Here is a 21894-nt window from a genome sequence, read left to right as displayed (position 1 = left end):
GGATATATGAAAAAAAATCTGGTAATAATCATATTAGGAATTTTGTTTTTAATTCAATTAGTTTTAAATTTTTATCTGTGGAGCTTTAGAGAAATGCCTAAGATACATATTTTAGAGAAGCCTCTAAAAATTTCTTCAAATGGTGATAATTATTCAGAATATACAATTCTTCCAGCAGGGACAGTTTTATATGATGATAGTGATTCTTTAAATAGAAGAGTTATGGTTTATTTCAACTTGCAAGGTGTTGATTTTAAGTTTGAAGAACAAGATCCAGAAATATCTAAACAACCAAGTGAAGTACGCTCTATTAGAAGCACAGAGCTAAGTGATATTTTAAAAACTATTCCTTTAACTAAGAAAGATATTTATTTAATCATTAAATATGATGACAGTATAAATGACTCTGTACGCTCAATTTTATTTAAAAAATACAAAATTGATCCTTCAGAGTATGAGAAATAGTTAAATAATTTTGCGGTATATAAGCATAAATTTAAAAAGTAGAAGAAGCGTAATTGATTACGCTTCTTCTGCCATAAGAAAATTATTTAAGCAGCTTGAATTGCTTCTCCACAAAGAGAAACCGTTTCTTGTTTATGCTGATGTAAGTACCAGAACTGCTCTGCAATCGTTTCTGGATGTACCGTGTAGCTTTTATCTTGTGCGCCCGGTGTTCCATCAACAAAGCCATTCACAATGACTTGGCTCACGTAAACATTTGAGTCAGCGAGACTATGAGCAAGTAAGTTGGTGGTTTTATATTGAGCGGCAGCAGCAATTGCTAAAGATGAATATTCTTTGGCAACCAAATCTATTCCCACGGCATCGAACGCAAAAATTCCATTGGTTGATAAAATACTACCGTTATTCTTTTCTAAATCACGTAGGCAAGCTTGTACCGTAGCAATATAACTTGAAACACGAATATGGAAGCTTTGGGTGAGATCTAACGGATTGGTTTCTAAGATGTTGCCTTCAATATCATGGAAAGCGTTCCAATGAATATTTTTAATCTCTCCGAATTGGTCTTTAATACGTTTTACGAGATTTGGTATGTCTTCCAGAACTGCTAAATCACATGTAAAAGCATAAGCTTCTATACCTTGTGTTTTAAGTTCTAGAATGGCCTTCTCGAGTTTTTCAGCATTTCTTGCCACTAACCCGATTTTATAGCCTTCTTTACCAAACTTATGTGCTACGGCTTTGGAAATACCTGTTCCATAGCCAAAAATTATAATATTGTTGTTCATTATAAAGTTCCAAAAAACCAACTATTTGGTTGGAAATATTTTATAATATGTTTTAATAATATATGCAAGTGAAAAATAATTATGTCGTGGGATACTGAAGGAACAAAACAAAAAATCTTGAAAGCTGCAATTAGTGAGTTTGCTTTGCATGGTCCAGATGGCACCACTGTTGATAAAATTGCAAAAATTGCAGGTGTTAACAAAGAGCGCATTTATAATTATTTTGGGGCTAAAAGAGATTTATTTGCGGTCGTTTTAAGTAATGAATTAATTAAAGTTGCCCAGTCTGTACCTCTTAAATCTTTTGAAGAAGAAGATATTGCTGAATATGCTGGGCGTGTGTATGACTATCATTGTGTACACCCTGAACTGAGTCGTTTATTGCTTTGGGAAGGGCTGATTTACTCTTCACAAGAAGTGCCAAATGAAAACATCCGCTGCGAAAATTATAACTGTAAAATTGAAGCAATTAAAAAAGAACAAGATGAAGGAAGAGTGACCGATGAAATTGAAGCAAGCTATTTAACCTTCCTGATTTTAGCACTTGCAAATAGCTGGTTTATGTTGCCTCAAGTTGCCCGAATGTTTACCCCGGTCGAGGATATTGATAATCCTCATGAAAAGCGTAGAGCAATGATTATAGAATCGGCTAAACGGTTGCTAGTGAAGTAGTTTTTAATTTGACTATATAAGTTTAATGGCTTGGTAAAATAAACCGTAAAATACAAATAAAGTGGAATTTAAATTTAACTAATTATGTTGAAATGGTAATAAATTCCTTTTAATTTACTTAATGGCGTAAAAATTTCCAAAAATAATGAAAATTAGCTGTTCTTAGAAAAACAATCCCGCAGGGTACTGGCTAAACTATATCTCAAGGGTGTGATAGGGATCGAAAAGAGTAGCATGCACCAAAACGTATAACGTTAGTGTGTACTCACCCAAAAGGTCTCGATTCGGCTTAGGACGCTATAGATCAAAAGTTTATAGGCATAAGGTTCTAACTTACAAAGTTATAATTGTTGAAGTAAACCATAGATGTTTTCCCTTGACACCCTAAAAATTCTCTATAATAAAAACGATACTTACAAGAATATAATTTATGAATAAGCCTTATCTTTCTGCCTTGCCGCATGACAGCCAAATCTCATCTCAATTGAACAATGCTTACTTCCACGACTCGTGGAGTATTGTGCTTGGCCAACCAGACCTGAATGTATTTCAGCAGCTTATTAAACTGTTCCATCACACGCCTCAATGGATAGAATGGAGTATGAATCTACGTAATAAAATTACTTCAAAGATTGGGCTTAAAGATTTAGGAAGTTTTAAGCAAATTGATGCGCATAAAAAAGAAAATGAATATGTAGCTGGTGATCGGATTGGAATTTTTACCTTATTGCAACGTACCGAAAATGAGTTAGTGGTTGGCGATGACGATAAACATTTAAATGTGACTTTATCTATTTATAAAAATGAAAAGACTCAAGTACTGACCATAACCACAGTAGTCCATATTAAAAATTTACTTGGGCGGCTGTACATGTTGCCTGTGATTCCTGCCCACCGAAAAATAGTACCAGCCACTTTACAGATATTGGGTTAGAGTACTATTTTTATTTACGATGTTATCCATTGAAATCGTTTATATAATATACGTATTATCAATTGCGAGCTGAATAAAATGGACAATAAAAACCAGTGTCGCCAATGCGCCGTTTGTGGAAAGAGTTTTCCCTTAAAAGATCTGGTCTCTGGTGAAGTCATTCGAGATGTGATTGGAGAAGAAATCTTGAAAGATTATCCGGATTGGTCTTTTTCAACCTTTATTTGTCGTGCTGATTTGGCGGACTACCGGATTAAATATGTGCAATCACTATTACGCTCGGAAAAGGGTGAGTTATCTACGCTAGAAAATGAAGTGATTGGCAGTATGCAAAGGCACGAGCTGATTAGTCGAAATACAGAGACAGAGTTCGATCAGAATTGGACTTTGGGTGAAAAACTAGCAGATAAAATAGCTTCTTTTGGCGGAAGTTGGGTCTTTTTAACTTGTTTTGGACTATTTTTAGTGGCTTGGATCATTTTAAATACCGTAGTGATGGTTGTACATCCTGTTGATCCTTATCCATTTATTCTGCTTAATCTGGTGTTGTCATGTTTAGCTGCAATTCAGGCACCTGTCATTATGATGAGTCAAAATCGACAAGAGGTAAAAGATCGGTTACGCGCTCAACATGACTATCAAATTAATTTAAAAGCTGAGCTTGAAATTAGACATTTACATGAAAAAATGGATCATCTTTTATCACATCAATGGGAAAGACTTGCACATATTCAAGAAATTCAGCTCGATCTTTTATCTGAAATGAATAAAAAACGGTAAAAACTGAATCTGAGTTTCACGTGGAACATGATGAGCTGTATAGATTATTTTGCGGTAAATTGGAAATTTCTTTATGATCTGCCGCCATGCTCCCTTGCTGTTTCTACGATAATGCCTTTAAACGACCACTTTGTTTATGCTCCGCCACAAGATCCGCTTTCAATTTTATTTGAAGATGACGATTTGATCGTGGTTGATAAACCTGCGGGTCTATTGTCGGTTATGGGGAGGTTGCCTGAACATCATGATAGTGCCTATTTACGCATACTTGAAAAGTTCCCTTTGGCTAAGGTTACGCATCGTTTAGATATGGCGACTTCGGGTTTACTTATGTTTGCCAAGCATCGCGATGCAGAAGTTGCGGTAAGTAAAATGTTTCAGGCCAGAACAGTCAAAAAGCATTATATGGCTTTGGTGCAAGGCAAAGTTGCAGAAGAGGGTAGTGTTGAAGTTCCACTCATTACCGATTGGGAAAATCGCCCGAGACAAATCGTGCATTTTGAGTTGGGCAAACATGCCAAAACCTTATTTCAGCCTCTCATCTATGATGAAAAAACAGATCAAAGCCGCGTTTTACTAGAGCCGGTGACAGGGCGTTCGCATCAGCTACGTGTACACATGATGCATATTGGACATCCGATTATGGGTGACAAGTTATATCACCCTGAACCAAAGCAATTTCACTTAAACCGTATGGCGCTACATGCTGCATATCTGGCTTTTCAGCATCCATTAAATGGAACCGATGTAGTGATTGAATCGCAGGTGCCTTTTTAAAATTTATATAATTAAAAAAATTAATTTGATGCAATTGGGAACGGAATATATACCCAAACTGCAATAAAAGTCGGGTATTCTTAATGCCGAATAATATTAATACGGCAACAACAACAAGGGATCATATTATGACTCGTGATTACGAACAATTTCCAGATGACGATAACGGCAATGTACTTTGGCAAATGGCTGAAGACGGGGATGATTTAACAGATCTACATGAAATTGAATTTTCTATTGCTTTTCAAGATCAGAAAAATGCAGAGCAATGTGCACTCTATTTACTGTACCAAGAACAAAAGGTTTCACTCTTTCAAGATGATGCAGTTGAGCCAAATGAATGGATTATTACGATCTTCGTTAATATGGAACCCGACTATTCAGACATTGTTGACTTAGAACAATGGTTTGCCAGCATCGCTGAAAAATTTCAGGGTGAATATGATGGATGGGGCTGTATGGCTTACGTCTTCGAGGAAGGCGACGAAGAAGATGACCTGTTACAGTAAGGTCTAAAATAACGGGTAGGAGATAATCATGAACTTATCTCAAAAACAAATTGCTGTACGGTTTTTAGAGCTTGCCGCAGCTGGTGAAGTCGATGAAGCCTATAGCAATTACACCGCGCCTAACTTCAAGCATCACAACCCTTATTATGCGGGTGATGTAACTTCTTTGAAGGAGGGAATGCGTGAAAGTGCAATTGAAACTCCAAATAAATTCTTTGAAGTTCAACATGTCATTGAAGATGGTGATTTAGTTGCTGTGCATTCTAAAATTGAAATGCAAATGAACGGGTTAACAACCTTGGCAGTGGTTCACATTTGTCGTTTTGAAAATGGAAAAATTGCTGAGTTTTGGGACATTGGGCAAATACAGCCTGATCCACTCGTCAATGAAAACGGTATGTTTTAATGAAAAGCCCGAAAGTTTTCGGGCTTTTTATTTTATAGATGAATTAAAATTTCCACTGTGCTGAAATTGAGGCATTGAGTGGTTCACCTGGTTGAACCCACAAATCGCTATAGCTTGAAACATAGTAAGTTTTATCAAACAAATTATTCACATTAAGTTGATAGCGTAAACGATCAGATGGGGCATAGTAGCCACTTAAGTTCACCAGAGTATAGCTTGGTAAATTAAAGCCATTATCAAGGTTATGTCCGCTACGTTCACCCACATAGGTAAGGTTGGCACCTACGCCTGCTTTTGTTAAGCCTTCTTGTAGAAACTCATAGTTGGTACTTACTGAACCTTGATGTTTTGGCACATTGCTCAGACGTGCACCTTTGGCAAGGTCTTGGTCTTTTTCAATTTGAGCATCGGTATAACTATAATTGGCATTAACCAACCAACGGTCATTGATCTGGCTATTTAAATCAAATTCAAGCCCTTGGCTGCTGACTTCGCCTGCTGCGGTTTGAAAGTTACTGTCAATTGGATCGGTTGTCAGTACATTCTGTTTTTTCATTTTAAACAAAGCAAGACTCAGCACACTTTGGTCATTCATTTTATATTTGGTGCCGACCTCGTAGCTTTCACCTTTTTCAGGAGCAAAGGTTTGACCATTTCGGTTCATACCACTATTCATCGCAAATGAACGACCATAGTTCGTATAAAAAGCCCATTGGTCAGAAGCTTTAAAATTTACTCCGAAACGCGGACTATTTTGATGAAGGGTCTGGTTACTTTCGGTCTGAGTCAGGTGATTTTTAAAGTCTTGTTCGACCTGATCAAAACGGTTGCCGAAAAGCACACTCCATTGATCATTAAAAAAGATTTGATCTTGTACATTAAGAGCAAAGTAACGTTGCTGTTCTTTGGTGTTGGTGAACGGTGCTAAATCTGGTAAATATTTTCCATATTCAGGTTGATAAATATCAATTGTATTTGGCATGCCTGAGCTGTGGTTACGACGCAGCTGATATTGTTGATAGTCGAGTTGACCAAGTTCAGTTGAAAGTAAAATTTCATGTCGAGCCCATGAGGTATCAAGCTTACCAAGCAATTCTGTTTGAGCCAGCACATCTTCACTTTGATAATCACGATAGCGGCGTTGACGCTCTAAAGTACGGCCATCGGCTTGTAGGCGTCGTGGTTCGGTCGAAAAGCCGACCATTTGAGCATCTTTATAACTGACGGCACTATTCAGTTTCCAGTCAGGGTTAAATTCATGACTAAGACGTAGTTGGTAAAAGTAATCTTTTACTTTCATATCGCCATCAGCAGGTTCCCCCGTAAAGGTTTTCGGGTCCATCACAAACTGGTGATTAACGGTGCTTACCCCACGGTCAAAGGTTCCTTTGTGCTGAGTAAATTCACTGTCAAAGTCGATTTGTGTCAGGTCTGAAATTTTCCATGTGAGCTGCGGCGAAAAGAACCAGCGTTCACTGTTGACATGATCACGGAAGCTTTGATTATCTTCGTGGGCAACTGCTAAACGATAGGCCAGTTGATCGTTAATCGGCGCGGTGTGTTCCAGACTTATTCGATATTGTTCTTGGCTATTGGCGCGTAAGTTAATTTCACTTTCGCTTTCCCACTGTGGTTTTTTACTATTTAGATTGAGCAAACCACCTGTTTCCCCACGGCCATATAGCGCAGCCATTGGTCCTTTCAAAAATTCTAAAGAGTCAATGTTTATGATGTCTTTGGGAGCACTAACACCTCGGTTTACACTCAAACCATTACGGATCATGGTAGCCCCTAAGTTTGGATCACCACTAAAACCACGGAAAGAGTAATTATCCCAAAAACCACCACCATAATTATTCTGATGAAAAACCCCACTGACTAAGGTTAATGCATCATCAATGCGCTGAACGTCTTGTTGTTCCATCACCTGCTTAGAAACAAAAGCACGATTAAAAGGTACATCTAAAACATCGTGGGAAAATTTAGTCGCTGAACTATTTTGACTTACATCTTCTTGGGTAGTTTCAGCCTGAACGCGTATGGTTGCCAGTACCGTTGACGTTTCTTCTCCCCAACTGAGTGTCGATATAAACGATAGACCTAAGGAAGATAACAAACCTAATTTGTGTTGCATAAATGAGCAGCCATGAAAGACAAAAGGAATTAAATGTAATAGTATAACGTTACATTATTTTGTTGATTATCGCTATGTCTTTAGAAAAAAATATTGAGCGTTTACAGTCGATTGATGCCTTACGTGGTTTGGTCATCTTGATTATGTTGCTCGACCATGTAAGAGAAACTTTCTATTTGCATAAGCAGGTCATAGATCCAATGGATGTAACAGTAACTGAACCTGCATTATTTGGTAGTCGGTTATTGGCACATATTTGTGCTCCGGTTTTTGTTCTTTTAACAGGTATTTCGGCTTTTTTATTTCATTCAAAAAAACAGGATTTACAGCAAACCCGTGCATTTTTATTGAAGCGTGGTCTATTTTTAATTGTGTTAGAGCTGACATTGGTGAACTTTGCTTGGACAGCAACTTTTCCACCAGAAGTCATTTATTTACAAGTGATTTGGGCGATTGGTATCAGCATGGTAGTGTTGGCAGGTTGTGTGAGTTTACCGTTGCCTGTCATTGCTGGCGCAGCTTTAGTGATTATTTTTGGGCATAACTTATTAGATTCTGTGCATTTTACAAATGGTTTTTTACAGAATGTATGGTTCGTTTTACACGAGCGTGGCTGGATTGAGTTTGCAGACATCAAGCTTCGCACAAGCTATCCTGTTTTGCCTTGGATTGGTGTTATTTTGCTGGGTTATGTTTTAGGCCAATTCTTTAGTTCAAAATATACTGCAAAGCAAAGAAGCCACTATTTATTGAGTATCGGTCTGGCAAGTATTGGATTGTTTGTTTTACTGCGTTTTATCAATATCTATGGCGACCAGCCGTGGCAGCATTTTGAGTCATTACAACTCACTTTAATGAGCTTTTTTAACCTCACCAAGTATCCACCGTCTTTGCTGTTTATTTTGCTGAATGTTGGAATCGGTTTGATTGTACTGGTTGCTTTTGAACGTATGCAGCAATATTCATTTTTAAAACCATTGGTGGTGTTTGGCTCTGTGCCTATGTTCTTTTATTTACTGCATTTATATGTGTTGAAACTGATGTATGTGTTTGCAATAAGTGTATGGGGAGCCAACCATGGCAATTATTTATCGGTTAATCATGTGTGGATGCTGTGGTTCATCACGATTGTGTTGTCTTTTGCGCTTTATCCTGCTGTTAAATGGTTCTCGAAATTCAAACATCAAAATAAACATATTTCGATTTTAAAATATTTCTAATGTTCAAAATGTGAGTAAAGCGAATTCGGTAAAGGACTCGCTTTACTTGCTCACATCTAGATATAAAGTTTCTTTAACTTCTTCCATGACTACATAACTATGTGACGATGCTGAAGCGGGGAGTTTCTTTAACAAATCTCCTAACAAGCGGCGGTAGGCACTCATTTCTTTTAAGCGCGCTTTTACAAGATAGTCAAACTCACCTGAAATGAGGTGACATTCGAGTACTTCAGGAATCTCAACTAAGTCTCTGGCAACTTGATCAAATACATCGCCTGATTTGGCAGATAACTTAATTTCTAAAAAAACGAGCAGATTACGGTCCACATAGGCTGGGTTTAGCCGTGCGTAATAACCCATGATAATGCCATCGCGTTCAAGACGCTTTACACGCTCTGAACAGGGGGTGGTCGATAGGTTGACTCTCGAAGCCAATTCACTAATCGCAATTCGTCCTTCACGCTGCAAAATGTCCAGAATCATGCGATCTATACGATCTAAGGGACGCATAGATATTTCCTCTTTTTTTTAAATTCTCGTGAAAAAAACATAAATTTACCTAGATTATAGCCTGAAAAACAGTGAAATAAACTATTGAAGCAGAAATATACTAGTTAAATAAACTGGTGTGCGTGAGGGAATAGAAATGCGCGTAATTGTATTAGGTAGCGGCGTTATCGGAGTGGCAAGTGCCTATTATCTAGCTCAACAAGGAGCTGAGGTCACTGTTCTTGACCGTCAGGCAGGTCCTGCTGAAGAAACAAGCTTTGGTAATGCAGGTCAAATTTCGCCTGGGTATTCGACCCCTTGGGCAGCACCAGGAATTCCTTTTAAAGCTGTGAAGTGGATGTTCCAACACCACGCACCGCTTGCGATTAATTTAGATGGCAGCATGTGGCAGTTACAGTGGATGGCGCAAATGCTAAAAAACTGTAATCCACAAAGTTATGCTGTGAACAAAGAACGTATGATGCGCGTGGCTGAATACAGCCGTGATTGCTTACGTGAACTTAGAAAAGATACAGGCATTAATTACGAAAACCGCGCTAAAGGTACTTTGCAGCTATTTCGTAAAGAAGCGCAAATGGAAGCGGTTCAACGCGACATTAGCGTGCTACAAGAATGCGGCGTAAGTTACGAATTATTAAATGGCAACGAACTTGGTCGTGTAGAACCAGCGTTGGCAAATACGCAAGATAAACTGGTTGGTGGTTTACATTTACCAAATGACGAAACAGGTGACTGTTATTTGTTTACCAATGCTTTAGCTCAAATTGCCAAAGAGTTGGGTGTTAACTTCCAGTTCAACCAGAATGTAGAAAAATTGATTGTTGAAGGCGATGAAATTAAGGGCGTTCAGGTCAATGGTAAAGTTTTAACTGCTGACCGTTATGTTTTAGCGTTTGGTAGTTATTCACGTGATTTCTTGAAACCACTCGATCTACAGTTGCCTGTATATCCTGTGAAAGGTTACTCGTTGACGATTCCTATTGTTGACCCTGCATTTGCTCCGCAATCTACAGTGCTTGATGAAACCTACAAAATTGCGATTACTCGTTTTGACCAGCGTATTCGCGTAGGCGGTATGGCAGAGCTAAGTGGTTTCAATTTAGGTCTGAACGACGACCGCCGTGCAACCTTGCAAATGGTCACTCAGGACTTGTTCCCAGGCGGTGATATGGCACAGGCGTCTTTCTGGACTGGTCTACGTCCAATGACTCCAGACAGTACCCCAATTATTGGTGCGACTCGCTTTAAAAATCTGTTCTTGAACACCGGTCATGGCACTTTAGGCTGGACCATGGCGTGTGGTTCAGGAAAATTAATCAGTGACATCGTATTGAATCATAAGACAGAGATCAGTACAGATGGTCTTTCAATTCAGCGTTATTCACACGCACATGCTGCATAACGGACGTTAGGAAAGTAATCATGCCTCGTCCTATTACCGCAGTCATCCACCGTCAAGCCTTACAAAATAACTTGGCGGTGGTACGCAAGGCTATGCCAAAAAGTAAGGTCTTTGCCGTTGTAAAAGCCAATGCTTATGGGCACGGAATTGAACGTGTCTATGAAGCATTTAAAGCAGCAGATGGCTTTGCCTTACTTGATCTTGATGAAGCAAAACGCATTCGTGCTTTAGGTTGGACGGGTCCAATTTTGTTGCTCGAAGGGATTTTCTCTCCTCAAGATTTATTTGATTGTGTGCAGTATCAACTCAGTTTCACCATTCATAGTGAAGCGCAAATCGAGTGGGTAGAAAAGCATCCTTATCCAGCCCAATTTGATGTTTGCCTAAAAATGAACAGTGGCATGAACCGTCTTGGTTTTAAACCACAGCAGTATGTTCAGGCATGGGAACGTCTAAATAACTTGGCAAACGTCTCCACGATTACGCACATGATGCATTTTTCAGATGCAGATGGTGATCGTTTCGGCCAGCAAGGCATTGATTATCAAATCACTGCATTTGAAGAAATTATTAAAGATTTACCGGGTGAAAGATCTGTAAGTAATAGCGCGGCAATTCTACGCTATCAAGACCAGCTCAAATCAGATTATGCCCGTAGCGGCATCATGCTCTATGGCAGCTCGCCAGACTACCCGACGCATAGTATTGCGGACTGGGGCTTACAACCGACCATGAGCTTACGCAGCGAAATTATTTCAGTTCAGCATTTAGAGCCGAATGAAAGCGTAGGCTATGGCTCAAACTTTGTCGCAGAGCAACCCATAACGATTGGGATTGTCGCTTGTGGCTATGCCGATGGTTATCAACGTATTTCACCAACAGGTACGCCAGTTTTGGTGGACTCTGTCCTCACTCGTACCATTGGCCGCGTCAGCATGGATATGTTGGCAGTCGATTTAACAGGCATTGAGAGTGCCAAAGTCGGCAGTGAAGTCGTACTTTGGGGCCAATCAAGTACAGGCGTCGTTTTACCTATTGATGATGTCGCAGTTTCATCCGGTACAGTGGGTTACGAGCTGATGTGTGCAGTTACCGCACGTGTCCAATTTATTAATCAGGTATAAGGAAATCCGAATGTCGAATTCAGATATACAAAAGATTAACACTAACGAAGTCATGAGCGCCGTGACTGTTTTTAACAAAGTGGTTTATCTGTCAGGTCAGGTACCTAAAAATACCGAACAAGACGTGGCAGGCCAAACTCGAGAAATTCTTGCAACGATTGATGAACTTTTGGCATTAGCCAATACCGACAAATCTCGCTTGCTCTCTGCGCAGCTCTATTTAAAAAATCTTTCTGACTTTTCAACTGTAAATGCAATTTGGGTTGACTGGTTAAAAGGATGTGTTGCTCCATCGCGTGCCACAATTCAGGCCGATTTGGTTAATCCAAACTGGTTAATTGAAATTGCCGTGACGGCAGCACAAAAGTAATTCGTTTTTACTCCAAAAATGATGATGTATCTAACAGAAGGAAGATAGATACGGTTTATCCAGTCATTATTTGGTGAACAGATTCAGTGACCTATGGCATACGGTTCAATTTTCGCCATAGGTTGCTGATCTTAACAAAGGAATTCAAAAAGGAATTTTAATATGACAACGGCTCGTCATTCAGATACGGAAAATTCTCCTGATCATCTGCAACGAAAACTGTCTAACCGTCATTTACAACTGATTGCAATTGGCGGTGCAATTGGAACCGGCCTATTTATGGGCTCGGGTAAAACCATCTCCCTCGCAGGTCCTTCAATCCTTTTGATCTATATGATTATTGGAGGAATGTTCTTTTTCATGATGCGTGCAATGGGCGAGTTGCTCCTTGCAAATCTGCACTACAAATCTTTTGTTGATATGGCTCATGACTTGATTGGTCCTTGGGCCGGTTACTATTTGGGCTGGACCTATTGGTTGGGTTGGGTGCTGGTTGGTATTGCGGACCTTTCAGCAGTCATTAACTATTTAGGTTTTTGGCTGCCCGATGGCACGAGCTTTTCTCCAATTCAACAAGCCATGATTAGTGCAGGCTGTGTATTGTTTGTGATGGGTCTTAACCTACTGACAGTACGCCTATTTGGTGAAATTGAATTCTGGTTTGCACTCATTAAGATCTTGGCGATTATTGGCCTGATTGGTGTGGGTGGCTACATGATTTTCAGCCATTTCCAAGCTCCACAAGGCGCTGTAGCAAGCATTAGTAATGTTTGGTCGCATGGCGGTTTATTCCCGAAAGGTACAGAAGGCTTCTTGGCTGGTTTCCAGATTGCTGTCTTTGCTTTTGTCGGGGTTGAACTCATAGGTACAACGGCTGCTGAAACGAAAGATCCAGAGAAAAATTTACCGAAAGCAATTAACGCGATTCCGATACGTATTATTTTGTTCTATGTATTAGCACTCTTTATTGTGATGTCAGTAACACCTTGGGATCATATTCGTGCAGATAAAAGTCCGTTTGTTGAGTTGTTCTTAAATGCGGGTATTCCGGTTTCAGCCATCATCATGAACTTGGTGGTGCTATCTTCGGTGATGTCTTCAATGAACAGCGGTGTGTTTTCAACCAGCCGTATGCTTTTTGGTTTATCAAAAGATGGTCAGGCACCGGGTGCATTTGGACGTTTATCAAAACGCGCAGTACCTTCAAATGGTTTGATTTTCTCTTGTATCTTTATCATGGGCGGGGCAGTGCTTCAGTACTTTGTTCCAAACACCATGGAAGCATTTACTTTAGCAAGTTCACTCTGTGTGATTCTATTCATTAGTGTCTGGAGTCTCATCATGGTGTGCTATTTACGCTATCGTAAATTACGACCTGAATTACATGAAAAATCAACTTTTAAAATGCCGGGTGGCGTTTGGATGAGCTATGTGGTTCTGGCATTTATGCTTTTCACTTTAGTCATCTTGGCACTTGAGCCAGATACTTTAAAAGCGCTCTATGTCAGTCCAGTATGGTTAGTCATCTTAGGTGTTACCTATCATGTGTTATATAAACCACGCATGAAAAAACTAGGGCGTGAACTCGTCAACGATCATTAAGTTTTATTAAAAGCCAATCAATCATGATTGGCTTTTTTTATTTTTATTAGATTTTTTATCGGAATAATATTGTTTATTTTTAAATCATCAGTGCAATTTGGAGTGTGTTAGCAAAGTACATATAGCATTATCACATGCTAAACTCCGGCTAATCTGGAGAATCCAGATCGATTAATTAAAATTGCCGTGAAGGCAGTACATAAATAATGTGACTTAAAAAAACAGGACAAACGATTTATCAATTAAGGAAAAAATATACTTGAACATCTTGTCCTGAGGTATAGACTCAGCAACCCTCGATATACGGTTCGTTTTTCTCCCTATAGGTTGCTGATTTTAAGTTAAGCAAAATATAAAAAGGACTTCTAATATGACAATGGTTCATCATCCAGATGAGGCAGGCTCCCCTGATCATTTACAACGGAAATTAAATAATCGCCATCTACAAATGATTGCAATTGGCGGTGCAATTGGAACCGGTCTATTTATGGGCTCGGGCAAAACCATCTCCCTCGCAGGTCCTTCAATTCTCGTTATCTACATGTTAATTGGTGGCATGTTTTTTTTCTTAATGCGTGCATTAGGTGAATTACTACTCGCTAATTTACATTACAAGTCATTTGTCGATATGGCATATGATTTGATTGGCCCATGGGCTGGTTATTATATAGGTTGGACCTATTGGTTAGGCTGGGTGCTGGTCGGTATTGCGGATTTATCTGCGGTCATTAATTATTTAAGTTTTTGGCTGCCCGAAGGCGCCAGTTTCTCACCAACACAACAAGCCATGATTAGTGCAGGCTGTGTACTATTCATTTTAGGGCTTAACCTTCTTACGGTGAAGTTGTTTGGTGAAGTTGAATTCTGGTTCGCACTCATTAAGATTTTGGCAATTATTGGCCTGATTGGTGTGGGTGGCTACATGATCTTTACTCATTTTCAAGCTCCACATGGTGAAGTTGTGAGTGTAAGTAACGTGTGGTCGCATGGTGGTATATTTCCAAAAGGCGTAAGCGGATTTTTGGCAGGTTTCCAGATTGCCGTGTTTGCTTTTATTGGTGTTGAACTGATTGGTACAACAGCAGCTGAAACGAAAGATCCAGAAAAGAACCTACCGAAAGCAATTAACGCGATTCCAGTACGTATTATCCTATTTTATGTGTTGGCACTTTTTGTAGTGATGTCAGTAACACCTTGGGACCACATCCGTGCAGACAAAAGTCCGTTTGTTGAGTTGTTCTTAAATGCAGGTATTCCGGTTTCTGCCATCATTATGAACTTGGTGGTGCTGTCTTCGGTGATGTCCTCTATGAACAGCGGTGTGTTTTCAACCAGCCGTATGCTGTTTGGTTTATCAAAAGATGGTCAAGCGCCAAGTGCATTGGGGCGTTTATCAAAACGTGCCGTACCTTCAAATGGTTTAATCTTCTCATGTATTTTCATTATGGGTGGAGCAGTGCTTCAATACTTCGTGCCTAACACGATGGAAGCATTTACTCTGGCAAGTTCACTTTGTGTGATTCTATTCATTAGTGTGTGGATTTTAATCATGGCGTGCTATTTACGTTATCGTAGAACTCGTCCTGAGCTTCATACAGCATCAACCTTTAAAATGCCGGGTGGCGTGTTAATGGCGTATGTTGTCATCGCATTCTTCTTGTTTACTTTAGTGATTTTGGCACTCGAGCCAGATACCTTAAAAGCGTTATATGTCAGTCCATTATGGCTAGTTGTTTTAGGCGTTAGCTATCATGTGTTTTATAAACCGCGCATGAAAAAACTAGGCCAAGAAAGTTTTGATTAATTATTCATAATTTCAAAAAAGCCAATCAACCATGATTGGCTTTTTTATTTGGTCTTTAATCAACTAATAAATGTTGATATTTATCGGCTTGTTTACGCAAATAATCCCAAACTAACTTAATGCGTGGTTCATGTTGTAAATCAACAAAAGTCAGCATCCAGAAGGTATGAGTAAAGCGAACTTGCTGCTCTAAAACGACATCAAGTTCTGGTTTATCATCTGCTAAAAACTTGGGCAAAATCGCAAGTCCTGCACCAGCACTCACCGCAATTTGTTGGGCCAAAATACTGCTGCTGCGAAAATTGGCGTTAAGCTTCAAAGGTAAGCGTTCTAAACAATACAACTCAGGGCTATACACCAGATCATCAATATAGTTCACAAAGCGGTGTTGGGTTAAATCTTCTAAACCACGAATGGGTGGGTTTTGCGCCAGATAGTTTTGGCTGCCATAAATTTTTAAACAATAGTCTGATAACCGCGTAATGATGTAGGGTCCAGACGTTGGACGATCAATCGACACCACAATATCTGCCTCACGGTGTGAGAGCTTAATCATTTTGGGTACTGGAATCAGGTCGATGGTGAGCAATGGATATTGAATAGAGAACTCAGCCAGTAAACGGGCTAAAAATGCAGTTCCAAAACCTTCAGGTGTGCCAATTCGCACACGACCTTGCAAAGGTTGATGTGGTTTTTCAATTTGTAAGAAAGCCTGTTCCATTTGCTCAACTCGAGGAACTAGTGCCATCCCTTCAAGTGTCAACTCATAACCAGTCGCTTCACGCTTAAACAATGTTGTACCCAAAGCAAGTTCTAGGGCCTGAATCCGTCTAGCCACTGTACTGTGCTCGACACCAATAATCCGCGCAGCGTTGGTCAGCGTTTTAGTCCGAGCTAAAACTAGAAAAAAATGTAGATGATCCCAATCCACTTTCATTTTTGTTGTAATCCTTGTGCATATTTGCACAACAATCGTGCATGAATTTCCGTTGGTGGTCAAAGTTTTCTTTGTTAGTCTCAATTGAAACTGAAATAAAGAAAATATGATCAAAAAGTATTTTCTAATAATTGAACACAATAAAAATACGGCCTACGGAGAGGTTATGAACACAATCCAAAAAATCGAATTGGAAACCGCTAAATTACTCATTAACGGAAATTTTATCGAATCTGAAACACAGGAATGGCAAGACATTGTTAACCCTGCGACTCAGGAAGTAATTGGTCGTGTACCATTTGCAACGGTTAAAGAAGTTGACGCTGCCATTCAGGCTGCACAAGATGCGTTTGCTTCTTGGCGTCAAACCCCAATTCAGGCACGTATGCGCATCATGCTTAAGTTACAAGACTTAATCCGTGCCAACATGAAAGAAATTGCACAAGTACTAACTGCGGAACAAGGCAAAACCTTGGCAGATGCTGAAGGTGATATTCAACGTGGTCTAGAAGTAGTAGAACATGCATGTTCGATCGGTACTCTACAAATGGGTGAATATGTCGAAGGCGTGGCGCGTGGTGTAGACACTTATACATTGCAGCAACCTTTGGGTGTGTGTGCCGGTATTACGCCGTTTAATTTCCCTGCCATGATTCCGCTTTGGATGTTCCCAATGGCAATTGTGTGCGGCAATACTTTTGTTTTAAAACCATCAGAACAAGATCCGTTATCAACCATGATGCTGGTTGAGCTTGCGATTCAAGCAGGTGTTCCAGCAGGTGTGCTCAACGTTGTGCATGGCGGTAAAGAAGTGGTTGACCGTCTGTGTACACATAAAGACATTAAAGCGATTTCATTTGTGGGTTCAACTGCTGTTGGAACACATGTTTATAACCTTGCAGGGCAACATGGCAAACGCGTACAGTCGATGATGGGTGCAAAAAACCATGTGGCTGTCATGCCAGATGCCAATAAAGAGCAAACCTTAAATGCCTTGGTCGGTGCAGCATTTGGTGCAGCGGGGCAACGCTGTATGGCATTGTCGGTTGCGGTAATGGTGGGTGAAAGTAAACAGTGGATTCAAGAGTTAGTTGAAAAAGCGAAAACTTTAAAAGTAAACGCAGGCCATGAGCCAAATACTGACATTGGCCCAGTCATTTCAAAACGTGCTAAAGCGCGTGTACTTGATTTAATTAATAGCGGTGTTGAGCAAGGGGCAGAGTTGCTACTCGATGGCCGTGATGTTCAAGTTCAAGGCTATGAATCGGGCAACTTTGTAGGTGCAACGATTTTTAGCGGCGTAAATACCGACATGCGTATTTATAAAGAAGAAGTCTTTGGCCCTGTACTTTCCATTATTTGTGTAGACACTCTTGAGGAAGCGATTGCTTTAATCAATGCCAACCCATTTGGTAACGGTGTAGGTCTATTTACACAAAGCGGCGCGATTGCACGTACTTTCCAAAACTTAATTGATGTGGGGCAAGTTGGTATCAACATTCCAATTCCTGTGCCAGTGCCTTTCTTTAGTTTTACGGGTTCAAGAGGTTCAAAACTTGGTGATTTGGGACCATACGGCAAACAAGCTGTGCAGTTCTATACCCAAACTAAAACTATTACCAGTCGCTGGTTTGAAGATAGCCATGAAGTTGGTGCAGTAAATACAACCATTAGTTTACGTTAAGGGGATCACGGATGAATATCGCCTTTATCGGTCTAGGGAATATGGGCGGCAGAATGGCCCATAACCTACTTAAAGCCGGACTCAATGTTTATGGTTATGACCTCAGTGAAGTTGCTATTCAGCACTTCGCCGAGGCAGGTGGTGTGGTCTGCGACAGCCCACAGGCAGCAGCGAAACAAGCTGATGTGGTCATTAGCATGTTGCCTGCGGCCAAGCATGTTAAAGAAGTTTACTTGGGCGAAAATGGTGTTTTAGAAGTGCTAAAAGCAGGTAGCTTATGCATTGATAGCAGTACCATTGACCCACAAACCATTAAAGACATTGCCGCTGTTGCGCAAAGCAAAAATATTAAAATCTGTGATGCACCAGTCTCTGGTGGAACCATTGGTGCTCAAGCAGGAACCCTAACCTTTATGGTGGGTGCCGATGAGCACACCTTTAACGAAGTGAAACCTGTGCTCAGCCATATGGGCAAAAATATTGTTCATTGTGGCGATGTCGGTGCAGGTCAAATTGCCAAAATCTGCAACAACCTGATTTTAGGTATTTCAATGGCTGCTGTTGCTGAAGGTATGGCACTCGGTGTGAAGTTGGGCATCGACCCACAAGCATTGGCAGGTGTCATTAATACCTCAAGTGGCCGTTGCTGGAGTTCAGATGTATGTAACCCATGGCCGCATATTAATGAAAATGCGCCAGCATCTCGAGGCTACCAAGATGGTTTTGCTACACAGTTAATGCTAAAAGATTTAGGACTTGCTGTAGAGGCCGCGGGCCAAGTCAAACAGCCAGTTGTATTAGGTGGCATGGTACAGCAGCTTTATCAGCAAATGTGCATGCGCGGGAATGCCAATCTCGATTTTTCGAGCATTATTCAGCAATACCTGCCACAAGAGGCATAACGGTAAAGCCAAAGGATGGCTTTAAAGACATTAAACCCTGTCGTGAATAACAACAAATCCGGACTGAGGGAAAAGATATGATAGATTATCAAAATGCTGCACAGGCTTTCGATTTGGAAAGTACTGCAAAACAGATGTTATCAGGTTCACTTGATGCCTTAAATGCTTGTTATGAATGCTGTGATAGACATGCAGATGGCGACAAAATTGCGCTGTATTGGCAAGGAAAAGACGGACGAAAAGAGCAATATACCTTCTGTGAATTAAAGGAATGGTCGAGTCAGTTTGCCAACTTTTTAAAATCACAAGGTGTGAAAGCAGGCGACCGTATTTCAGGGTTATTGCCAAGAACACCTGAACTGATCGTGACTATTTTTGCAGCTTGGCGCATTGGTGCAGTCTATCAACCACTCTTTACTGCATTTGGTCCAAAAGCGATTGAGCACCGTATTCAGCTTGCACAAAGTAAGCTGGTGGTGACCGATGTAGGTAACCGCAGCAAGCTTGATGAAATTGAAAATTGCCCTGCAATTGTGACGGTGGCCGATGCACAAGGTACTCCGCTTAAAGCAGGTGATTTTAACTTTTGGAATGAAGTGAAGCAGCAGTCCGATCAATGTGATTTGGTTATGCGCAGCATCCAAGATCCTTTTCTGCTCATGTTTACTTCAGGCACTACAGGACCCGCGAAACCATTGGAAGTGCCATTAAAAGCACTGATTGCCTTTGGTCGATATATGCAAGATGCCATTGGTTTAACCGAAGAAGATTCGTTTTGGAATATTGCCGATCCGGGTTGGGCGTATGGCCTGTACTACGCGATTACTGGGCCGTTATTCTTAGGCCACGCTACTTTGTTCTATGAAGGTGGTTTCAGTACAGATAGCCTATGCCAAATTGTAAAAGATTATAAAGTTAACAACTTGGCAGGTGCACCAACGGCTTACCGCATGATGATGGCGGCTGATCCAGCACAAATGGCGCCGTTAAAAGGACTATTCCGTGTCGTGAGTAGTGCAGGTGAACCGCTTAACCCAGAAGTGATTCGCTGGTTTAAACAAGTGCTTGATGCTCCGATTTATGACCACTATGGACAAACTGAAGTCGGCATGGTGGTGTGTAATCATCATGGTTTAAAACATGAAATTCATGCTGGTTCAGCAGGTTTCCCAAGTCCGGGCTACCGTGTTGCGATTGTCAATGAACAAGGTGAAGAGCTTCCGGCAGACACACCAGGAATTTTAGCGGTCGATATTAGCCAGTCTCCAATGATGTGGTTCGGCGGCTATAAAGAAAGCCGAAAATCACCATTTGTTGGTCATTACTATTTAACTGGCGACACTGCCGAGTTACATGCTGATGGCAGCATGAGCTTTGTTGGTCGTAGTGATGATGTGATCACCACATCGGGCTATCGGATTGGGCCATTCGATGTAGAAAGTGCTTTGCTTGAACATGATGCAGTAGTTGAGGCAGCAGTGATTGGTGTGCCTGACCCAGACCGTACCGAAGTGGTTAAGGCATTTGTAATTTTAGCTGCCGATGCTCAACCTTCAGATGCACTTGCTGAACAACTCAGCCAATTTGTTAAAAGACGACTTTCTGCACATGCGTACCCACGTTTAGTTGAATTTGTGAGTGAATTACCTAAAACTCCAAGTGGTAAAATTCAGCGCTTTTTATTGCGTAATCAAGAAATTGCTAAACAACAAGCTAAAGCAGGGTAAAGGAAATAACAATGCAATTTACCGAAGAACAATTACTCATTCGTGATATGGCGAAAAGTTTCGCCCAAGAACAAATTAAGCCTCATGCCAGCGATTGGGATCGAGACGGAACATTCCCGAAAGACACCTTAGCTCAAATGGGGCAACTCGGTTTTATGGGTATGCTTGTTTCAGAGCAATGGGGCGGTTCAGACACGGGTAACTTAGCCTATGTACTGGCACTCGAAGAAGTTGCGGCAGCAGATGGCGCAACCTCGACCATCATGAGTGTACATAACTCGGTTGGCTGTGTACCTATTTTAAAATTTGGTACCGATGAGCAAAAAGAGCGTTTTTTAAAACCGTTGGCACAAGGTGAAATGATCGGTGCTTTTGCTTTAACCGAACCACATACTGGCTCAGATGCGGCAGCTCTTAAAACCCGAGCGGTGAAAGATGGTGATGATTACATTTTAAATGGTGCCAAGCAATTTATTACCTCGGGTGATAATGCAGGTGTCATTATTGTGTTTGCAGTGACTGATCCGAGCGCGGGTAAAAAGGGCATTAGTGCATTTTTAGTTCCACGCGAAACACCGGGTTACGAAGTGATTCGTGTTGAAGAAAAACTAGGTCTGCATGCTTCAGATACGTGTCAGATCGCGCTGACCGATGTGCGCATTCATAAAAGCCTCATGCTTGGCAAAGAAGGTGAGGGCTTGAAAATCGCTCTTGCCAATTTAGAAGGTGGACGTATTGGTATTGCTGCACAGGCAGTCGGTTTAGCACGTGCGGCGCTCGAAGAAGCGACTCGTTATGCTAAAGAGCGTATTACTTTTGGAAAACCAATTTTTGAGCATCAAACCATCGCTTTTCGCCTTGCTAGCATGGCAACTGAAATTGAAGCAGCGAGACAACTGGTTCACTACGCTGCGCGTTTAAAAGAAGCAGGTCAACCGTGTCTCAATGAAGCTTCAATGGCCAAGTTATTTGCTTCAGAAATGACTGAGCGTGTGTGCTCGAGTGCGCTACAAGTCTTTGGTGGCTATGGCTATCTCAGAGACTTCCCAATTGAACGTATTTATCGTGATGCGCGTATTTGTCAAATTTACGAAGGCACAAGTGATATCCAACGTTTAGTCATCGCACGTAGTCTATAAAACCAGAA

21 protein-coding genes are annotated in these 21894 nt (G+C 40.8%); 17 read left to right on the top strand and 4 right to left on the bottom strand.

Translation table 11 applies throughout. The annotated features are described in order from the left end of the window. The first annotated feature begins 6 nt into the window (after positions 1–6). On the top strand, positions 7–465 hold the full coding sequence (locus F935_RS14850; RefSeq protein WP_026070301.1) for a hypothetical protein: 459 nt from the start codon (positions 7–9) through the stop codon (positions 463–465). A gap of 86 nt (positions 466–551) precedes the next feature. Here F935_RS14850 and F935_RS14845 read toward each other — a convergent pair whose 3' ends face one another. Then, positions 552–1253 (bottom strand): SDR family NAD(P)-dependent oxidoreductase, encoded by a 702-nt coding sequence (locus tag F935_RS14845; protein WP_016139631.1) that lies wholly within the window; start codon positions 1251–1253, stop codon positions 552–554. An 81-nt stretch (positions 1254–1334) separates the two neighbouring features. On the opposite strand from F935_RS14845, the gene F935_RS14840 reads away from it, so the two are divergent. The 6 genes from F935_RS14840 (at position 1335) to F935_RS14815 (ending at position 5331) form a co-directional block, all read left to right on the top strand. Next, a complete protein-coding gene (locus F935_RS14840; RefSeq protein WP_016139630.1) occupies positions 1335–1925 on the top strand; it encodes a TetR/AcrR family transcriptional regulator in 591 nt (196 codons plus the stop codon). A gap of 430 nt (positions 1926–2355) precedes the next feature. Continuing rightward, the gene (locus F935_RS14835) at positions 2356–2859 is read left to right on the top strand and encodes a DUF2867 domain-containing protein (protein ID WP_016139629.1); all 504 of its coding nucleotides are present in this window, start codon (positions 2356–2358) and stop codon (positions 2857–2859) included. Between the two features lie 78 nt (positions 2860–2937). Next, positions 2938–3639, top strand: a complete 702-nt coding sequence (locus tag F935_RS14830; protein WP_016139628.1) for a DUF1003 domain-containing protein — start codon at positions 2938–2940, stop codon at positions 3637–3639. Between the two features lie 111 nt (positions 3640–3750). Further along, positions 3751–4416 (top strand): RluA family pseudouridine synthase, encoded by a 666-nt coding sequence (locus tag F935_RS14825; RefSeq protein ID WP_035366332.1) that lies wholly within the window; start codon positions 3751–3753, stop codon positions 4414–4416. A 128-nt stretch (positions 4417–4544) separates the two neighbouring features. Next, entirely contained in the window at positions 4545–4925 is a 381-nt protein-coding gene (locus F935_RS14820; protein WP_016139626.1) for a ribonuclease E inhibitor RraB, read from the top strand. Positions 4926–4953: 28 nt separating this feature from the next. After that, on the top strand, positions 4954–5331 hold the full coding sequence (locus tag F935_RS14815) for a nuclear transport factor 2 family protein (protein ID WP_005037557.1): 378 nt from the start codon (positions 4954–4956) through the stop codon (positions 5329–5331). Between the two features lie 43 nt (positions 5332–5374). On the opposite strand, the gene F935_RS14810 is transcribed toward F935_RS14815, so the two are convergent. After that, positions 5375–7465 (bottom strand): TonB-dependent receptor, encoded by a 2091-nt coding sequence (locus tag F935_RS14810; protein ID WP_016139625.1) that lies wholly within the window; start codon positions 7463–7465, stop codon positions 5375–5377. Between the two features lie 74 nt (positions 7466–7539). Between F935_RS14810 and F935_RS14805 the strand changes: the two genes are divergently transcribed. Then, positions 7540–8685: an acetyltransferase domain-containing protein gene (locus F935_RS14805; RefSeq protein WP_016139624.1), complete on the top strand. Its 1146-nt coding sequence runs from the start codon at positions 7540–7542 to the stop codon at positions 8683–8685. Positions 8686–8727: 42 nt separating this feature from the next. On the opposite strand, the gene F935_RS14800 is transcribed toward F935_RS14805, so the two are convergent. Further along, on the bottom strand, positions 8728–9195 hold the full coding sequence (locus F935_RS14800) for an Lrp/AsnC ligand binding domain-containing protein (protein WP_001247568.1): 468 nt from the start codon (positions 9193–9195) through the stop codon (positions 8728–8730). A gap of 136 nt (positions 9196–9331) precedes the next feature. On the opposite strand from F935_RS14800, the gene F935_RS14795 reads away from it, so the two are divergent. The 5 genes from F935_RS14795 to F935_RS14775 all read left to right on the top strand — a co-directional run bounded on the left by F935_RS14795 (position 9332) and on the right by F935_RS14775 (position 15497). Next, positions 9332–10597 carry a D-amino acid dehydrogenase gene (locus F935_RS14795; protein WP_016139623.1) on the top strand — a complete coding sequence of 422 codons (1266 nt, stop codon included), beginning with the start codon at positions 9332–9334 and terminating at the stop codon, positions 10595–10597. 20 nt (positions 10598–10617) lie between these two features. Continuing rightward, a complete protein-coding gene (alr, locus tag F935_RS14790) occupies positions 10618–11721 on the top strand; it encodes an alanine racemase (protein WP_016139622.1) in 1104 nt (367 codons plus the stop codon). 10 nt (positions 11722–11731) lie between these two features. Next, positions 11732–12091, top strand: coding sequence for a RidA family protein (locus tag F935_RS14785; protein ID WP_000071348.1), 360 nt, complete (start codon positions 11732–11734; stop codon positions 12089–12091). Positions 12092–12253: 162 nt separating this feature from the next. Next, positions 12254–13693, top strand: coding sequence for an amino acid permease (locus F935_RS14780; RefSeq protein WP_016139621.1), 1440 nt, complete (start codon positions 12254–12256; stop codon positions 13691–13693). Positions 13694–14069: 376 nt separating this feature from the next. Further along, positions 14070–15497, top strand: coding sequence for an amino acid permease (locus tag F935_RS14775; protein ID WP_080645789.1), 1428 nt, complete (start codon positions 14070–14072; stop codon positions 15495–15497). Between the two features lie 55 nt (positions 15498–15552). On the opposite strand, the gene F935_RS14770 is transcribed toward F935_RS14775, so the two are convergent. Continuing rightward, the gene (locus F935_RS14770; RefSeq protein ID WP_004640467.1) at positions 15553–16434 is read right to left on the bottom strand and encodes a LysR family transcriptional regulator; all 882 of its coding nucleotides are present in this window, start codon (positions 16432–16434) and stop codon (positions 15553–15555) included. Positions 16435–16600: 166 nt separating this feature from the next. Here F935_RS14770 and F935_RS14765 point away from each other — a divergent pair, with 166 nt between their 5' ends. The 4 genes from F935_RS14765 to F935_RS14750 all read left to right on the top strand — a co-directional run bounded on the left by F935_RS14765 (position 16601) and on the right by F935_RS14750 (position 21886). Continuing rightward, positions 16601–18118: a CoA-acylating methylmalonate-semialdehyde dehydrogenase gene (locus tag F935_RS14765; protein ID WP_016139619.1), complete on the top strand. Its 1518-nt coding sequence runs from the start codon at positions 16601–16603 to the stop codon at positions 18116–18118. A gap of 11 nt (positions 18119–18129) precedes the next feature. After that, the gene (gene mmsB / locus F935_RS14760) at positions 18130–19020 is read left to right on the top strand and encodes a 3-hydroxyisobutyrate dehydrogenase (protein ID WP_016139618.1); all 891 of its coding nucleotides are present in this window, start codon (positions 18130–18132) and stop codon (positions 19018–19020) included. A gap of 77 nt (positions 19021–19097) precedes the next feature. Further along, the gene (locus tag F935_RS14755) at positions 19098–20747 is read left to right on the top strand and encodes an AMP-binding protein (RefSeq protein WP_016139617.1); all 1650 of its coding nucleotides are present in this window, start codon (positions 19098–19100) and stop codon (positions 20745–20747) included. An 11-nt stretch (positions 20748–20758) separates the two neighbouring features. Then, positions 20759–21886 carry an acyl-CoA dehydrogenase family protein gene (locus tag F935_RS14750; protein ID WP_016139616.1) on the top strand — a complete coding sequence of 376 codons (1128 nt, stop codon included), beginning with the start codon at positions 20759–20761 and terminating at the stop codon, positions 21884–21886. Positions 21887–21894 lie beyond the last annotated feature (8 nt).

Origin of the sequence: Acinetobacter calcoaceticus ANC 3811 (assembly GCF_000399665.1) — a bacterium.
GTDB classification, from domain to species: Bacteria; Pseudomonadota; Gammaproteobacteria; order Pseudomonadales; family Moraxellaceae; genus Acinetobacter; species Acinetobacter calcoaceticus_B.
Note: the sequence above shows the minus strand (reverse complement) of the source record. Positions and strands in the feature narration are given on the sequence as shown.

Excerpts from the sequence above, each read along its gene's own strand:
- F935_RS14850 (WP_026070301.1), top strand. The coding sequence starts at position 7 with ATGAAAAAAAATCTGGTAATAATCATATTAGGAATTTTGTTTTTAATT.
- F935_RS14845 (WP_016139631.1), bottom strand. The coding sequence starts at position 1,253 with ATGAACAACAATATTATAATTTTTGGCTATGGAACAGGTATTTCCAAA.
- F935_RS14840 (WP_016139630.1), top strand. The coding sequence starts at position 1,335 with ATGTCGTGGGATACTGAAGGAACAAAACAAAAAATCTTGAAAGCTGCA.
- F935_RS14835 (WP_016139629.1), top strand. The coding sequence starts at position 2,356 with ATGAATAAGCCTTATCTTTCTGCCTTGCCGCATGACAGCCAAATCTCA.
- F935_RS14830 (WP_016139628.1), top strand. The coding sequence starts at position 2,938 with ATGGACAATAAAAACCAGTGTCGCCAATGCGCCGTTTGTGGAAAGAGT.
- F935_RS14825 (WP_035366332.1), top strand. The coding sequence starts at position 3,751 with ATGCCTTTAAACGACCACTTTGTTTATGCTCCGCCACAAGATCCGCTT.
- F935_RS14820 (WP_016139626.1), top strand. The coding sequence starts at position 4,545 with ATGACTCGTGATTACGAACAATTTCCAGATGACGATAACGGCAATGTA.
- F935_RS14815 (WP_005037557.1), top strand. The coding sequence starts at position 4,954 with ATGAACTTATCTCAAAAACAAATTGCTGTACGGTTTTTAGAGCTTGCC.
- F935_RS14810 (WP_016139625.1), bottom strand. The coding sequence starts at position 7,465 with ATGCAACACAAATTAGGTTTGTTATCTTCCTTAGGTCTATCGTTTATA.
- F935_RS14805 (WP_016139624.1), top strand. The coding sequence starts at position 7,540 with ATGTCTTTAGAAAAAAATATTGAGCGTTTACAGTCGATTGATGCCTTA.
- F935_RS14800 (WP_001247568.1), bottom strand. The coding sequence starts at position 9,195 with ATGCGTCCCTTAGATCGTATAGATCGCATGATTCTGGACATTTTGCAG.
- F935_RS14795 (WP_016139623.1), top strand. The coding sequence starts at position 9,332 with ATGCGCGTAATTGTATTAGGTAGCGGCGTTATCGGAGTGGCAAGTGCC.
- alr (WP_016139622.1), top strand. The coding sequence starts at position 10,618 with ATGCCTCGTCCTATTACCGCAGTCATCCACCGTCAAGCCTTACAAAAT.
- F935_RS14785 (WP_000071348.1), top strand. The coding sequence starts at position 11,732 with ATGTCGAATTCAGATATACAAAAGATTAACACTAACGAAGTCATGAGC.
- F935_RS14780 (WP_016139621.1), top strand. The coding sequence starts at position 12,254 with ATGACAACGGCTCGTCATTCAGATACGGAAAATTCTCCTGATCATCTG.
- F935_RS14775 (WP_080645789.1), top strand. The coding sequence starts at position 14,070 with ATGGTTCATCATCCAGATGAGGCAGGCTCCCCTGATCATTTACAACGG.
- F935_RS14770 (WP_004640467.1), bottom strand. The coding sequence starts at position 16,434 with ATGAAAGTGGATTGGGATCATCTACATTTTTTTCTAGTTTTAGCTCGG.
- F935_RS14765 (WP_016139619.1), top strand. The coding sequence starts at position 16,601 with ATGAACACAATCCAAAAAATCGAATTGGAAACCGCTAAATTACTCATT.
- mmsB (WP_016139618.1), top strand. The coding sequence starts at position 18,130 with ATGAATATCGCCTTTATCGGTCTAGGGAATATGGGCGGCAGAATGGCC.
- F935_RS14755 (WP_016139617.1), top strand. The coding sequence starts at position 19,098 with ATGATAGATTATCAAAATGCTGCACAGGCTTTCGATTTGGAAAGTACT.
- F935_RS14750 (WP_016139616.1), top strand. The coding sequence starts at position 20,759 with ATGCAATTTACCGAAGAACAATTACTCATTCGTGATATGGCGAAAAGT.